Genomic DNA, 13,387 nt, shown 5'->3' with positions numbered 1-13,387 from the left:
CTCCTCGAGCCGATCGGATGGACATCCCCAGCGGAGTATGAGAAGGCCTACTATCTGAGTCACAGCACCTCCGAGAAGGCCGCGTGACTCACCCAACCGGGTCTCCGGAGAACCCGGGGCGGTTCAGGTCTCCCGGTAGTGCTACAAGGTCGCGCGAATCTCGGGGGGAGATGGCATGGCAACGATCCTCGTCGTCGGTGGCGACGACGTGCTCGTCAACATCGTTCGAAGGGAAGCTGAGCCCATGGGGCACACGGTTCTGGCGCTGGACGTCCCGCCTCTCGGCTTCACGATGCCGGACCAAGACGCTCAAGCAGTAAGGTCGTCCACTGTTGTGACCATCGGCCGCAGCGGCGGGAACGCATCGGAGAACCGCGACCCGGATGTCCTGGCGTTCCCGGCCGCCCTGCGTTCGGCAAGTGAGCCCCAGGTGCTGAACGACCTCCTCCAATCCTTCGACCTCCGTCGACGAGAGAGAGAAGTCGTGCTCGTCGCTCTCGACGGCCTCTCGGTGAAGCAAGTGGCTGATCGACTCGGCTGCAGGATCGGGACGGTCTCGACCTATTGGCAGCGGATCTTTGCGAAGACCTGCACACGTAGCCAGGTAGAGCTGTATGGGGTGCTCCTCCGTCGGTTGCTGATGGGGCGACCGCGCCTCGCCCCCCCCGGAAAATACAAGGAAATCTGATGACGCTTGAGCCACCGGTTTTCGGCCGCGTGATGCCCGGCACGTCGGCACTCTCGCTCGGACGCGAGGAAGCGAGGGGCGAACGCCCGGCAACCCCTGCGAATCTCTCGCCAGGAGCAGTCGAGGATGTATGACGGCCCCAAGCTTGGGAGAAGTCGCCTTGGCGCGGCGGCTGACACGCTGGCATTTCCACTGCGCGCGCTCCTTTTGCTGACGGAGAGTAGGTGGGGACTCTCCTCGTTGCGCGAGGAACGCATGCGCGTGGTCGCCAGCGTCTGCCGCGGTCGCGTGCTGGACGTAGGGTGCGGTCCGGGGAACCTTTTTGTCCGGGAATTCCTCGGCGACGCCCAGGGCATTGGCATCGACGTGTTCCCCTACGAGGGCGTTGACAATGTTGTGGACGACGTTATGCGGTTGCCCTTCGCAGATGAGTCCTTCGACACCGTGACGCTCATTGCGGTTGGAGGCCATATTCCGAGGAAGCAGCGCACCGCCGAGTTCGCAGAATTCGCTCGTGTGCTGCGCACTGGCGGCCGACTCGTCATGACGGAGGGCGAGCCGGTTACGCAGTTTCTCGTTCATCAGTGGGTCCACCTGTACGAGGCAGCGCGCGGCCGCAAAGACATGGACTCCGAACGCGGCATGGATGAGGACGAGGAGTTCTGTATGCCCCTGCGCGAAATCCGCCTCTACCTGAACACGCCGCCGCTGCGGCTGGTCCAGCGCCGGCGCTTCATGTGGGGCCTGAATAACGTGTACGTCGCGGAGAAAGCCCCGTTACCCAGCAACGCCACCCCAGCATCACCGTAGGCCGAGAACGCCGGCCGGCTCCGGGTGTCGAGGCCGCGTGCGGAGAGAGCGCTACCCCCAGTCGCGAGACATGTGGTACCAGATTGTCCTCCGAGCCGGACCCGATGATGGGGCACCCTTCCCTCGACAGCTCCGCGCCGCCTGAATCTCCACGTCGGAGCTGGCTCAACAGCGCCGCCGTCGCGGGGGCGTACGTGGCGTTCTTCTTCGTGCTCCACCCACAACTTCTAGGAGGTGACCTCTTCCTCGGCTGGGATGCGGTCAACGAGTCGTGGGGGGACATGGCCTACGGTGCTCACGCCTGGGGGGCGGGCAGCGTTCCCCTCTGGAATCCATACGAGAAGGCGGGCTTCGGCTTCGTCGCCGACCCGGCGGCCAGTGGGACCTACCCGTTGAGCCTTCCCATCTACCTCGCGGCCTGGCTCTTCGGGTACGGCCCCCACCTCGGGCTGCTTCGCTCGTTGCTCCACTACGCCATCGCCGCGCTCGGAATGCACCTCCTCCTGCGTCGCCAGCGTGCAAGTGGCGCCGTACCGTGGCTGGGCACCGTTTCGTACGTCCTCTGCGCCCGCCTGGCGAAGAACAAGGACAACGCCGGCATGTGGACCATCGCGTGGTTTCCGTGGCTGGTGATCGCGGCGGACGAGGTGGTCAAGAAGCCGTCGCTGCGGGCGGGGGTCGGTCTCGGCGTCGTGATGGGGCTCTCGATCCTCTCAGGGTATCCGCCGGACGTCTTCCGCAACCTGCTCGGCCTCGCGCCGCTCGTGCTTCTCGCGCTCTGGATCGTGCTGAAGGAGGAACGACGGGGGCTTCGGCACCTGGGGCGCATCGGGCTCGCGCTGCTCCCCGCAGTGGCGGTCGCGGTGGGCCTGAGCCTGCCCGTGCTGCTCGCCACCGCCGAACTCGTGCCGCACACGGCCCGGCAGGCCATGGCGGCCGGCGAGGCCATGCACTCGGTGGTGCGGCCGGCGCACGCGCTGCACCTGCTCTCACCGCGCGTTCTAGAACCGCCGTTCGTATATTGCCTCCCGTACATGGGGCTGCTCCCGGTGCTCCTCGGGGCTTACGCGCTAGTCGGGCGGTGGAGCAAGGAGCGGCTGCTCTGGGGCGGCTGCGCCGCCTTCTTCTTCCTCCTGGCCTGCGGCGGGAACTTTGGCCTGCTCCCCGCGCTCGGGGAGGTGGTGCCCGCCTTCAAGATGTGGCGCAACCCGGAGGTCTACCTCTACCTTACGGCCTTCTTCCTGGCGCTTCTCGCGGCGCGGGGCATGGGCGATGCCCTCGAGGCAGGCGAGGAGGGACGGCGGCGCCGGCTGGTGAAGGGCGTCGTCGTGGCCTTGCTCGTCTTCGGTACGACTCTGGTGGCCTGGCTGGCGACCAAGGGGGCTGCCGACCGGCAGGATCCGAGGCTCCAGACCAGCGCGGCCCTGGGCGTGGGGTTGGCGCTCGCGGCCGGCGCGATGCTGGTGGGGCTTCTCGCCCTGCGCAGCGGACGGTGGCGGCAGGTGCTGGCCGGCGGTGCGGTGCTCCTCCTGCTCGGGGATCTCGGGGCCCAGGCCCGACCGGTCTACGATATCCTGCTGCCGAAGCCGGACCTCTCGCGCGACGCGCAGCTTCTCGCGCTCCCCGGCGTGAAGGACGAGGTGCGGGTGGCGGACGACGTTTACTTCCAGTACCGGCCTGGGGCCCGCCTCGAGGTACGAGACCTCTTCGGCCGCTACAACACGCTCGTGACCGAGCGGTACAGGCACTACGCGGACCGGGCCCGCCAGAGCTACGCGCTCCTCTGCCATGCCAACGTGCGCTACTACGCCGGCCGGAACTTCGGCGCGATCGCCGAGCAGGCGGGGGCCCGCAGCGCGCGCCGGGGGGACGTCTTGGAGTTGGCCGATGCGGCCCCCTTCGCCTTCTGGGTCGGGGAGGCGCAGCTCGTGGATGGGGGACCGGAGGCGCTGGACCGGCTCTGGCGCACTCCCGCCGGTTGGCGTGTGGCTATTCTAGAACGGAGCGACCTGAACGCGGACGAGCTGGCCCGGGTCTCGCGGCTCCGGGCACCGAGACCGCCCGTCCCGGCGCGGCTCGAGCGCTTCGGCCGGAACGCGGTGCGCCTGCGGGCCGAGGCCCCCGCGGCGGGGATCCTCGTCGTGAACGAGGCCTATTTCCCGGGCTGGGAGGCGCGGGTGGACGGTCAGCCCGCCCGCGTGGTGCGCGCGAACCATCTTTTCCGGGGCGTGCTCGTGGGGCCCGGGGCGCACGCGGTGGAGCTGCGGTATCGGCCGGCGCGGACGCTCGCGGGGCTCTGGGTCTACGCGGCCACGGCCCTTGGCCTCCTCGCCTTCGGTATCGGCTCCTGGGTCCGGCGTCGCCGACGCTCGGCGAGCTCTAGCGCGGAGGCGTCCGACGCGCCGCCGATCGTCACCACCTGAGGCACTCGTGCTGCACGGCTTCTCCATCGACCTCGAGGAATGGTACGACCCGGAGCTGCTCAGGCGGCGGGGAGTCCCGACTACCGGGCAGGACCGGGCGGCGCAGTCGGTGGCGCCGCTCCTCGCGCTTCTTGACCGGCACGGCGTGCGGGCCACGGTCTTCGTCGTGGGCCGGGTCGCCGAGCGGGACCCCGAGCTCCTTCGACGGATCCACGCCGCGGGGCACGAGGTGGGCTTTCACGGGATGAGTCACCGTCCGCTCTGGGAACTCGAGCCCGCGAGCTTCGAGGCGGAGATCGTGGCCTTCCGCGCGCTCATCGACCGAGTGCTGGGGCCCGACGTACCGGTCCGCGGGTTCCGCGCTCCCACCTTCTCTCTCGACGAGCGGACCCGGTGGGCCCTGCCGCTCCTCGCCCGTCACGGGTATCGCTACGACGCCAGCCTGGTGCCGGCGAAGGGCCCCCTCTACGGCGTGGCGGGGGCGCCGCTCGCGCCGTACCGCGTGAACCTCGAGCGACCGGAGCTGCCGGATCCCGGGAGTCCCCTCATCGAGTGGCCCGCGACCGTGGTCGCGCTCGGCAAGCTCCGCGCTCCCGCGGGGGGCGGGTTCTACCTCAGGGCGCTGCCGAGTCCGGTGCTCCTCGGGCTGCTCGGGTTGGTGGCCCGCACGCGACCGATCGTGATCTACGTGCACCCCTGGGAGACCGACCCGGGTGTCCAGCGGGTGGAGTTGCCTGCCTTCTCCCGCTTCGTGACCTACTACGGGGTGAGCGCGGCGCTGGGCAAGGTGGACGCGCTGCTGCGGCGCTTTCGCTTCGCCTCGATGTGGGAGGCGCTCGGCGCGGCCGGGATGGTCACCGAGGACGTTCCCGCCGGGGAGGTCCGCCGGTGATCGTTCGCGAGCTCGAGACGGGAGAAGAGTCGCGGTGGGACGCCTTCGTCGCGTCGCACCCCGCGGCGAGCCACTACGCGCTCTCGGGCTGGCGGGGGGTGCTCCACGCGAGCTATGGGCACTCGACGCACTATCTTCTGGCCGAGGAGCAGGGCGCGATCGTCGGGGTGCTGCCGCTCTTTCGGGTGCGAGGTGGGCCGATCGGTGGGCACTACGTGAGCTCGATGCCCGGGGGTGCGTGCGCCACGACCCGAGGGGCCGAGCGGGGGCTCCTCGAGCTCGCGCTGGCCTACACCGAGCAGCGGCGGGCCGACTACCTGGTCCTGCGCGACAGCCTCGAGGAGCGTATCCCGGACGCCCGCTTCGTGACGAGCGGGAGGCACTGCACGCTGGTCGCGACGCTCCCCGAGCGCGAGGCGGGGCTCTCGAAGCTCGTGGCCAGCTCCGCGCGGCGGGCGGTGAAAAAGGCGCAGGCGGCGGGGCTCACCGTCTCGCAGGGAGGGGTCGAGCTCCTCGGGCCCTTCTATCGGGTCTTCTGCCAGAACATGCGGGACCTCGGCACGCCGGTCCTGGGGCGGCGTTTCGTGGAGGAGGTGCTGCGTGCGTTTCCCACCCAGACACAGCTCCTCGTGGCCTTCCTCGGGGCCGAGCCGGTGGGGGGGATGTTCCTCTTCGCGCACGGCGATCGGGCGCACAACCCGTGGTTCTCCTCGCTCCGTGAACACTTCGAGCGGCGGCCGAACGACCTGCTGAGCCACGAGGCGCTGCGCTGGGCGGTCGGCCGGGGACTGCGCAGCCTCGACTTCGGTCGGAGCCAGTGGGACTCGGGAACCTTCAAGTTCAAGGAGAAATGGGGCGCGAAGCCGGTCCCGCTCCACTACCACTATTATCTGCGCCGCGGCGGAGAGGTGCCCGACGTGACGGAGCGACTCGAGCGGGACCCCGTCTACCGGCTTGCCCAGCGTACCTGGCAACGCCTCCCCCTCGGCCTCGCGAACCGGCTCGGACCGCTGCTCGTGAAGTACCTGAACCCCCTCGGGTGAACCATGGCAGAGGCTCGCATCTTCCGCTGGCCCAGCCAGGAGCAGCTCGTCTGGGCGCTCTTCTTCGGCGTGAACGCGACCGTTTTTTTCAACGGGCTCTTTCACGACCCGCGGATCGGCTACGACGCGATCTCGCACCTCACCTACGTGAAGATCCTGGCCTCGGGGCACCTGCCGGTGGAGGGGCAGACCATCGAGTACCACTCCCCTCCGCTGCCGTACCTTCTCCCCGCGCTCCTCGCGGCGCCGGGCTGGCTCGGCGAAGGGGCGGTGAACAAGCTGGCGCAGCTCCAGAACGTGCTCTGCTCCGTCGGCATCACGCTGCTCATGCTGCGCCTTTCCGAGAGGCTCGCGCCGGGCAAGACGCTCGTGAAGCTCGCGGCGCTCGGGCTGCTCGGGAGCCTGCCGGTCTACTACAAGACGATGGTCATGGTGCGTGGGGAGCCGCTGCTCGCCTTCCTCGCGCTGCTGGTGCTCGAGCGGAGCCTGACCCTCTTTCTGGATCCGGCGCCCAGGCTGGGGCGCGCCGCGCGCACCGGCGTCCTCTTCGGGCTCCTCGTGCTCGCGCGGCAGTGGGGCTTCTTCTTCTATCCGGCCCTCGGCCTGTGGCTCCTCGCGCTCGTTCTCCGGCGGCGGGAGCGCTTCCTTCCGCACCTGAAGGCGCTCGCCGTCTGCTGGGGCGTCGCCTTCGTTGTAGGAAGCTGGTTCTATTTCGTGCAGCTCGGCCGCTACGGCAGCCTCACCCGCTTCAACCGTCCCGCCACGGGCTTCTCGCTGGCCAACCAGCCGCGGGAGTTCTACTTTGGCCTGGGTCTCGACAAGCTCTTCTCCGAGCCGATCCGGGAGGCCTTTCCGAACCAGCTCCTCCCCATCTTCCACGCCGAGACCTACGGGGACTACTGGGGCTACTTCCTCGTGAAACAGCAGTTCTGGAACGAGGTCGTGGTTCACAACCGCGAGCAGATCAAGGGCTACCTCGGGCGGGCGTGCCTCCTCGGGCTCTTGCCGAGCGCGGTTCTGGTCGCGGCGCTGCTGCTCGGGCTCGGGGCCCTCGGGCCGCTCCTCCGACGGCGTCTTCCGGACGACGAGCTCGGCCCCCCCGCCACGACGGCTTTGCTCGCGCTCGCGGTGGTGGTCTCGTGGCTCGGCTACCTCTGGTTCCTCATCAGCTACCCCAACCTGGGCAAGGGCGACACCATCAAGGCCTCCTACCTGCTCCAGCTCTTTCCGCTGCTCGCGCTCCTCGGTGGCCTGCTGCTCGAGCGGCTGCGGAGCCGGCAGCCGTGGCTCGGGCGAGCGCTCGGCTGGGCCCTCGTGGCCGTGGCGGCGCACAACGCGCTGGCCTTCGTCACGCGGTACCCGGCTTCGCTGTAGACCGTCGGTGCTGCTCGGGCTTTCGGCCCCGGGCGGGCCTCTCGAATGACCTTGCCTTGGCGCACCCTTGCGGTAAAGATGCGGCCCCATGACGGCCCGCTACTCCAAGGAGTTTCAGGCGCCCATCAAGCTCTCGGTGCTGATGCCGGTCTACAACGAGCGCTTTCTCGTTGAGGCGGCCATCCACCGGGTGCTGGCCTTTTCGCACCCGCAGGTGCGGGAGGTGGAGCTCATTGTGGTGGACGATGGCTCCACCGATGGCACGCGCGACATCCTGCGGCGGCTGGCCGGGTCGCACCGCTCCATGCGCTACTTCGAGCAGGAGCGAAACCAGGGCAAGGGCGCGGCGATCCGTCGGGCCATCGCCGAGGCCTCGGGCGAGCTCGCGGTCATCCAGGATGCCGACCTGGAGTACTACCCCGAAGACTGGGGGCGCCTGCTTCGGCCGTTCTTCGAGGCGGATGCAGACGCGGTCTACGGCTCGCGCTTCATGTCCGGCGAGTACCGCAAGGTGCTCTACTTCTGGCACACGCTCGGCAACCAGTTCCTGACCTTCCTGTCGAACGCCATGACCGATCTGAACCTGACGGACATGGAGACCTGCTACAAGATGGTGCGGACGGAGCTGCTCAAGTCCATCCCCATCCGGTCGAACGACTTCTCCATCGAGCCCGAGCTCACGGCGAAGCTCGCCAAGCGGGCCGCCGTGATCTACGAGGTGCCGATTCGCTACGCGGGGCGGACCTACCAGGAGGGCAAGAAGATCTCGGCCCGGCACGGCTTCGGGGCGCTCTGGTCGATCCTGAAGTGGACGGTTGTAGACGACTTGTTCCAGAACGACCAGTACGGGGCGGCCATCCTGACCAGCCTGAGTCAGGTGCACCAGTTCAACCGCTGGATGTCCGAGCTGCTCTCGCCGGAGCTCGGGGCACGGGTGCTCGAGATCGGCGCGGGGGTGGGGAACCTCACCATGCGCTTCCTGCCGCGCGAGCACTACCTGGCCACGGACATCAACCCCCACTACCTGGCCTTCCTGCACAATATGTCCGTCGGCAAGCCGTACCTGCGGGTGGCCGAGCTGGACGTGACCGACGCGCAGGCCTTCGCCGCGCTGCAGGGGCGGTTCGATACCGTGATCTGCCTCAACGTCCTCGAGCACGTGGAGGACGTGGCGGCGGCGCTTCGCAACATCTATTCGGCGCTCGAGCCCGGCGGCAAGGCGATCCTCCTCGTGCCGCAGGGGCAGTGGCTCTACTGCTCGCTCGACGACGCGCTCGGCCACACGCGGCGCTTCGGCCGGTCCGAGGTGGACGGGCTAATCCGCGGGGCCGGGTTCGAAATAGAACAGGTATTCGATTACAACAAGGTGAGCGTGCTCGGCTGGCTCTACAACGGCCGGGTCTGGCGGCGAAAACACTTCCCGCGGATCCAGCTCAAGGCGCTGAACATGATCGCCCCCGTGGTTCGGCACGTGGACAACCGGCTCCCCTGGCACGGCCTGAGCGTCGTGGCCGTGGCGCGGAAGCCGAAACAAGCGACCGCGGCCGTGCGCGTGCAGGCGTGATGCATGAACGACTCCCTCGACCTCTCGATCATCGTGCCCTGCTACAACGAGCTGGAGAGCCTGCCGCTCCTCTGTGAGGAGATCGGCAAGGTCATCGGGGAGCACCGCTACCGGGCGGAGGCCGTGCTGGTCGATGACGGCTCCACCGATGGGACGCGGGACCTCTATCCGGGGCTCTGCGAGCGCTACCCGTGGCTCCGGGTGGTGCTCCTGAAGCGGAACTTCGGGCAGACGGCGGCCATGATGGCGGGGATCCGCGCCGCGCGGGGCGAGGTCCTGGTGCCCATGGACGCCGACCTGCAGAACGATCCGGCGGACATCCCGCGGCTGCTGGCCAAGATGGAGGAGGGGTTCGAGGTCGTCTCGGGCTGGCGCAGAGGGAGAAAAGACAAGTTCGTCACGCGGCGCATCCCGTCCTTCTTCGCGAACAAGCTCATCGCGTGGATCTCCGGCGTGAAGATCCACGACCTCGGTTGCACGCTGAAGGCCTACCACCGGGAGACGCTCGAGGACGTGGTGCTGTACGGCGAGATGCACCGCTTCATCCCGCTCTACGCGAGCTGGGCGGGGGGCCGGGTGACGGAGCTCGAGGTCAACCACCGGGCCCGGCGCTTCGGCGCCTCCAAGTACGGCTTGAGCCGCACCTTCAAGGTGGTGCTAGACCTCATCACGGTGAAGTTCCTCGTCGGCTATGCGAACAAGCCGATCCATTTTTTCGGCATTCCGGGCATCTTCATGGGGATCGCCGGCTTCGCGCTGGCCGCGTACCTTTCGGTGCAGAAGCTGGCCTTCGGGCTCGAACTCTCCCGCAGCCCGATGCTGCTTCTGGCTATCCTGCTCATGCTGCTCGGCTTCATGATGGTGATGCTGGGCGTGCTGGCAGAGGTGATCATCCGGACCTATCACGAGTCGCAGGGGAAGCCGACCTATCGGGTAGCCAAGGAGCTGTCGGGTGCGCGGAAGGAGGAATCGAGCGAGAGCGGCGAGCCGACGACTGGTGCGACGCCATAGAACGCTCGCGTTGGCGCTCGTGCTCCTCTCGGCGGCGGCCTGCCGATTCGATCGTGGCGGACGCTCTCCCGTGGGAGATGGCGGCGCTCTCGCCGATGCGGGGCTCCCCTCGTTTCACGACGCCACGGGAGACCGCGGCGCCGACCTGGCGCTCCTGCCCCCGCCCGACGCTTCGCTCGACGCGCGAGGGGCGCCGGACCTGCCGACCCTCTGTGCAGAGGGACCCCGCAAGTGCTCGGGGGACGACGCGCTCACCTGCCAGGCCTCCGGGGCCTACGCGGTGGAGCGGACCTGCGGCATGGGATGTAACGCGGCCACCGGGGCCTGTTACGTCTTTCAGGGGTCGAACGGGGCGAGCGTCCAGCTCGTGAGCGGCGCGGGGGCGATGCTCGTCCAGCAGCCCGTGGTTCTCGACACGACGAGCGGCGCCTTGCAAGACAGCGGTGGGCGGGCGCAGCCCTTTCCGTCGGGGGTGGCGTTCTTCGCGGGTGCGGATCGGTGCGCCCTGGTCCTCGATCGGTTGACCATCGCGCAGGGGGCGGTGCTTCGCATCCGGGGGCGACGGCCGCTGATGATCGTGGCCCGGACGGCCATCACCGTGAACGGCGCGCTGGACGCGTCGGCCGAGGGGGCGACGCCGGGCCCCGGCGGGCGCCGAGGTGGGGGGAGCAACACTGCGGGCGAGGGCTGCGGCGGAGGACCTGCGGGGTTCTCCTCGAATGGCACACGCGGCGGTGGCGCCGGTGCGAGCTTCGGCGGTCGCGGCGGACGAGGGGGGGGCGGGGCCGAGGGAGTCGCGACCTGCGGGGATCCGTGCCTAGCCGGGCTCGTCGGGGGGAGCGGGGGGGGCGGCGGACGTACGGGGGGCGGATCTGGCGGAGGCGGAGGCGGGGCGCTGCAGCTCACCGCGGGGGCGCAGATCGTCGTGGGCCCGTCGGGGCTCATTCGCGTCGGAGGAGGGGGCGGACAAGGCGGGAGCGGCTGGCCCGGCGGCGGCGGGGGCGGCGGCAGCGGCGGGGGCTTGCTCCTCGAGGCGCCACGGGTCGCGCTCGACGGTCTTGTCGCTGCGAACGGCGGGGGCGGCGGGGGCGGGGGGGCGAGCTTCGAAGGTGGGAAATCCGGCACGGACGGCCGAGGCGAGGTGGCGGTGGCCGAGGGAGGTAAGGGGGGGCGCAGCATCTTCGGCGAGGGGGGAAAGGGGGGCACGGGCAGCGGAGGGGGGGCGCTCGATGGCGGCGGGGGAGCGGAATCTTCGAGCGCGAGCGGTGGCGGTGGGGGTGGTGCGGGCCGCATCTGCGTTCGAACGCGCAGCGGCGCGTTCGATGGGGCGGGACTCGCGAGTCCGGCAGCCGGCAGCGCCGCGGTGGTGCAGCAGCAGCTCCATCCTCAATGAGGGCGCGACACCCGGCGGGAGACGTGGCCCCGCGCGGAGGCCCGGCGGGGCGCGCGGCAGCGCACGCGCTCCTCGCGCTGTGTCTGGTCAGCGGGTGCGGGTACCGTCCCGTCGGGCTGCAGCTGCCGGGGGGGCGAAAGGTCTCGCTCGTTCACCTTCGGCCGGTGGATCCGTCGGGGACCGACGAGCTCGAGCTCGCCCCGTGTCTCTCTTTGGAGCTCGGGCGCGAGCTCGGCCGCCGCGGATTGCGGCTCGCTGCACGTCACCGATCCGACGCGGAGCTGCACGCGAGGCTGGCGCGGCTCCGGCGAGGTCCCGTGGTGCTGCGAGACCGACAGGTGGCCGCGGCGGGGCTTTCGCTGGCACTCGAGGTGCGCCTCACTGCTCCCGATGGGCAGACGCTCTGGCGCAGCGGGCTCGTCGAGGTGGACGCGCCGTGGGTCGTGTCCGGCGAAACGCTGGCTGCCGAGCAGAGTCGAAGCCTCACGTTGCGCACGCTCTGCAGGCGAGCCGCGGCGGAGGTGGTGGAGCGGCTCGAGGGAGCACTGTGACGGCGCGGTGGGGGGTCAATCCAGCAGCGAGGCGCGCTGCCGCACGACGCGGCCGGCCTTGATCACCACCTGCGCGTGGTTTCGGCCGTAGTGGTACGGCACGTGGCGGTAGTCGGGCACGTCGAAGACGATCAGGTCGGCGGGTGATCCGGGGCCGATCCGGCCGAGGTCGGGCCGACCCACGGAGTCGGCGGCGACGCAGGTGACGGCCCGCCAGGCCTCGTCGCACGTCATCCCCACCTGGGTACACGCGAGGAACATCTGCAGGGGCAGCGCGGCGGTCATGCTGCTCCCCGGGTTGAGGTCGGTCCCGAGGGCCATGGGGACCTGTGCTCGACGGAAGAGCTCGGCCCGCGGCCAGGGGCACCGGCAGGTCAGCGCCGCCCCCGGTAGCAGCACCGCGATGCTGCCGGCGGCCGCCATCGCGGCGACGCCGGCCTCGCCGACGTGCTCGAGGTGATCGATCGTCGTGGCGCCCAGGCGCGCACCGAGCGCCGCTCCGCCACGATCGCTGAACTGCTCGGCGTGAAGGCGAAGCCCCAGTCCCGCGGCGCGCGCGGCCACGAAGATGGGTTCCACCTCCTCGGGTGAGAAGGCGCCAGCCTCGCAGTACGCGTCGCAGTAGCGGGCCAGGCCTTGCTCCGCGGCGCGCGGGATCATCTGCGCGGCGATCTCCTCGACGTAGCGGTCGCGGGCGTGGGCGTGTTCGGCGGGGAGCGCGTGGGCTCCGAGCAGCGTGGGGACGATCTCCACAGGGTGGCAGTTGTTCGCGGCTCGGAGCACCTCGAGCAGTCGGAGCTCTCCCTCCACCTCCAGCGCGTACCCGCTCTTGGCCTCGCAGGTGGTCACGCCCCAATCGAGGAGCTCGGAGAGGTTGCGACAGCACCTCCGTTGCAGTTCGTCGAAGGTTGCGCTGCGCGTCGCGCGGACGGTGGCGTGGATGCCGCCGCCGGCTTGATGCAGCTCCAGATACGACTTCCCCTCGGCCTTCATGGCGAATTCGAGCGATCGTTCGCCGGCGAAGACGAGATGGGTGTGGGGGTCGACGAGCCCGGGCGTGACGACGCCGCCCGCGGCGTCCACGCGCGTTGCGCTCTCGGAAAGGTGGTAGCCCACGGGCAGGGGACCGGCGGGCAGGACGGCGAGCACGCGCCGGCCCTGGCAGAGAACCTGGGCCCGGCTCACGAGCCCAACCCCCATGCCCGTGAAGGTCAGCACCTGTCCCGCGTTGTGGATGAGGAGATCCACGCGCCCGTCGTCCGGGGAGGCATCGCGTCCCGGGAGGCTCGCCGCGACCTCGCGGCCGTCCGCGAAGCGAAGGCGTACGAACGCCGGACCGACGAGGTGTGCGCTCTGGAGGCGCAGGGCGCCGTCGCGTAGCTCCTCGGCCTCGAGCAGCTCCTTGAGACGGAAGACGCGCCCGTCGACGCGGAGGGCGGTGCCGTGTTGAACCAGGGCAAGATCCATGGAACCGTGCGTACTGCGCCGCAGGCAGGCCTGGCAAGCGCTTGCGTCCGCCGCGCGATCGGGGGAGCGGTCCGGCCCGCCGGCGCGGTGGATTCCGTTGACATTTCGAGCGTGTGTGTTAGCGTCCGTCGAGCGCTGGCACCGACTCGGAGCGCGCCACCTCGTGCGCGG

At 69.9% G+C, this 13,387-nt stretch carries 11 protein-coding genes; 10 read left to right on the top strand and 1 reads right to left on the bottom strand.

Annotated elements, in window-relative coordinates:
- Positions 1-175: 175 nt before the first annotated feature.
- The 10 genes from IT371_06605 (at position 176) to IT371_06560 (ending at position 11,749) form a co-directional block, all read left to right on the top strand.
- Complete coding sequence (locus tag IT371_06605; GenBank protein ID MCC6747311.1) at positions 176-688, top strand: response regulator transcription factor; 513 nt, start codon at positions 176-178, stop codon at positions 686-688.
- A 126-nt stretch (positions 689-814) separates the two neighbouring features.
- Entirely contained in the window at positions 815-1,498 is a 684-nt protein-coding gene (locus IT371_06600; GenBank protein ID MCC6747310.1) for a class I SAM-dependent methyltransferase, read from the top strand.
- Positions 1,499-1,602: 104 nt separating this feature from the next.
- A complete protein-coding gene (locus IT371_06595; protein MCC6747309.1) occupies positions 1,603-3,921 on the top strand; it encodes a hypothetical protein in 2,319 nt (772 codons plus the stop codon).
- A 7-nt stretch (positions 3,922-3,928) separates the two neighbouring features.
- Positions 3,929-4,813 (top strand): polysaccharide deacetylase family protein, encoded by an 885-nt coding sequence (locus tag IT371_06590; GenBank protein ID MCC6747308.1) that lies wholly within the window; start codon positions 3,929-3,931, stop codon positions 4,811-4,813.
- Positions 4,810-5,856, top strand: coding sequence for a GNAT family N-acetyltransferase (locus IT371_06585; GenBank protein ID MCC6747307.1), 1,047 nt, complete (start codon positions 4,810-4,812; stop codon positions 5,854-5,856). Before IT371_06590 ends, IT371_06585 begins: the two co-directional genes overlap by 4 nt.
- 3 nt (positions 5,857-5,859) lie before the next feature.
- Positions 5,860-7,230, top strand: coding sequence for a hypothetical protein (locus IT371_06580; protein MCC6747306.1), 1,371 nt, complete (start codon positions 5,860-5,862; stop codon positions 7,228-7,230).
- Positions 7,231-7,318: 88 nt separating this feature from the next.
- Entirely contained in the window at positions 7,319-8,794 is a 1,476-nt protein-coding gene (locus IT371_06575) for a glycosyltransferase (GenBank protein ID MCC6747305.1), read from the top strand.
- Between the two features lie 3 nt (positions 8,795-8,797).
- Positions 8,798-9,805, top strand: coding sequence for a glycosyltransferase family 2 protein (locus tag IT371_06570; GenBank protein ID MCC6747304.1), 1,008 nt, complete (start codon positions 8,798-8,800; stop codon positions 9,803-9,805).
- Complete coding sequence (locus IT371_06565; protein ID MCC6747303.1) at positions 9,792-11,198, top strand: hypothetical protein; 1,407 nt, start codon at positions 9,792-9,794, stop codon at positions 11,196-11,198. Before IT371_06570 ends, IT371_06565 begins: the two co-directional genes overlap by 14 nt.
- Positions 11,195-11,749: a hypothetical protein gene (locus tag IT371_06560; protein ID MCC6747302.1), complete on the top strand. Its 555-nt coding sequence runs from the start codon at positions 11,195-11,197 to the stop codon at positions 11,747-11,749. The genes IT371_06565 and IT371_06560 overlap by 4 nt, the downstream gene beginning before the upstream one ends.
- 15 nt (positions 11,750-11,764) lie before the next feature.
- Here IT371_06560 and IT371_06555 read toward each other — a convergent pair whose 3' ends face one another.
- A complete protein-coding gene (locus IT371_06555; GenBank protein MCC6747301.1) occupies positions 11,765-13,216 on the bottom strand; it encodes an imidazolonepropionase in 1,452 nt (483 codons plus the stop codon).
- Positions 13,217-13,387: the final 171 nt, after the last annotated feature.

The organism is Deltaproteobacteria bacterium (assembly GCA_020848905.1).
Classification (GTDB): domain Bacteria; phylum Myxococcota_A; class Polyangia.
Note: the sequence above shows the minus strand (reverse complement) of the source record. Positions and strands in the feature narration are given on the sequence as shown.

Bases quoted from the DNA above. Each gene is read 5' to 3' on its own strand.
- IT371_06555 (MCC6747301.1), bottom strand. From the start codon at position 13,216: ATGGATCTTGCCCTGGTTCAACACGGCACCGCCCTCCGCGTCGACGGG.
- IT371_06600 (MCC6747310.1), top strand. From the start codon at position 815: ATGTATGACGGCCCCAAGCTTGGGAGAAGTCGCCTTGGCGCGGCGGCT.
- IT371_06580 (MCC6747306.1), top strand. From the start codon at position 5,860: ATGGCAGAGGCTCGCATCTTCCGCTGGCCCAGCCAGGAGCAGCTCGTC.
- IT371_06560 (MCC6747302.1), top strand. From the start codon at position 11,195: ATGAGGGCGCGACACCCGGCGGGAGACGTGGCCCCGCGCGGAGGCCCG.
- IT371_06570 (MCC6747304.1), top strand. From the start codon at position 8,798: ATGAACGACTCCCTCGACCTCTCGATCATCGTGCCCTGCTACAACGAG.
- IT371_06595 (MCC6747309.1), top strand. From the start codon at position 1,603: ATGATGGGGCACCCTTCCCTCGACAGCTCCGCGCCGCCTGAATCTCCA.
- IT371_06605 (MCC6747311.1), top strand. From the start codon at position 176: ATGGCAACGATCCTCGTCGTCGGTGGCGACGACGTGCTCGTCAACATC.
- IT371_06575 (MCC6747305.1), top strand. From the start codon at position 7,319: ATGACGGCCCGCTACTCCAAGGAGTTTCAGGCGCCCATCAAGCTCTCG.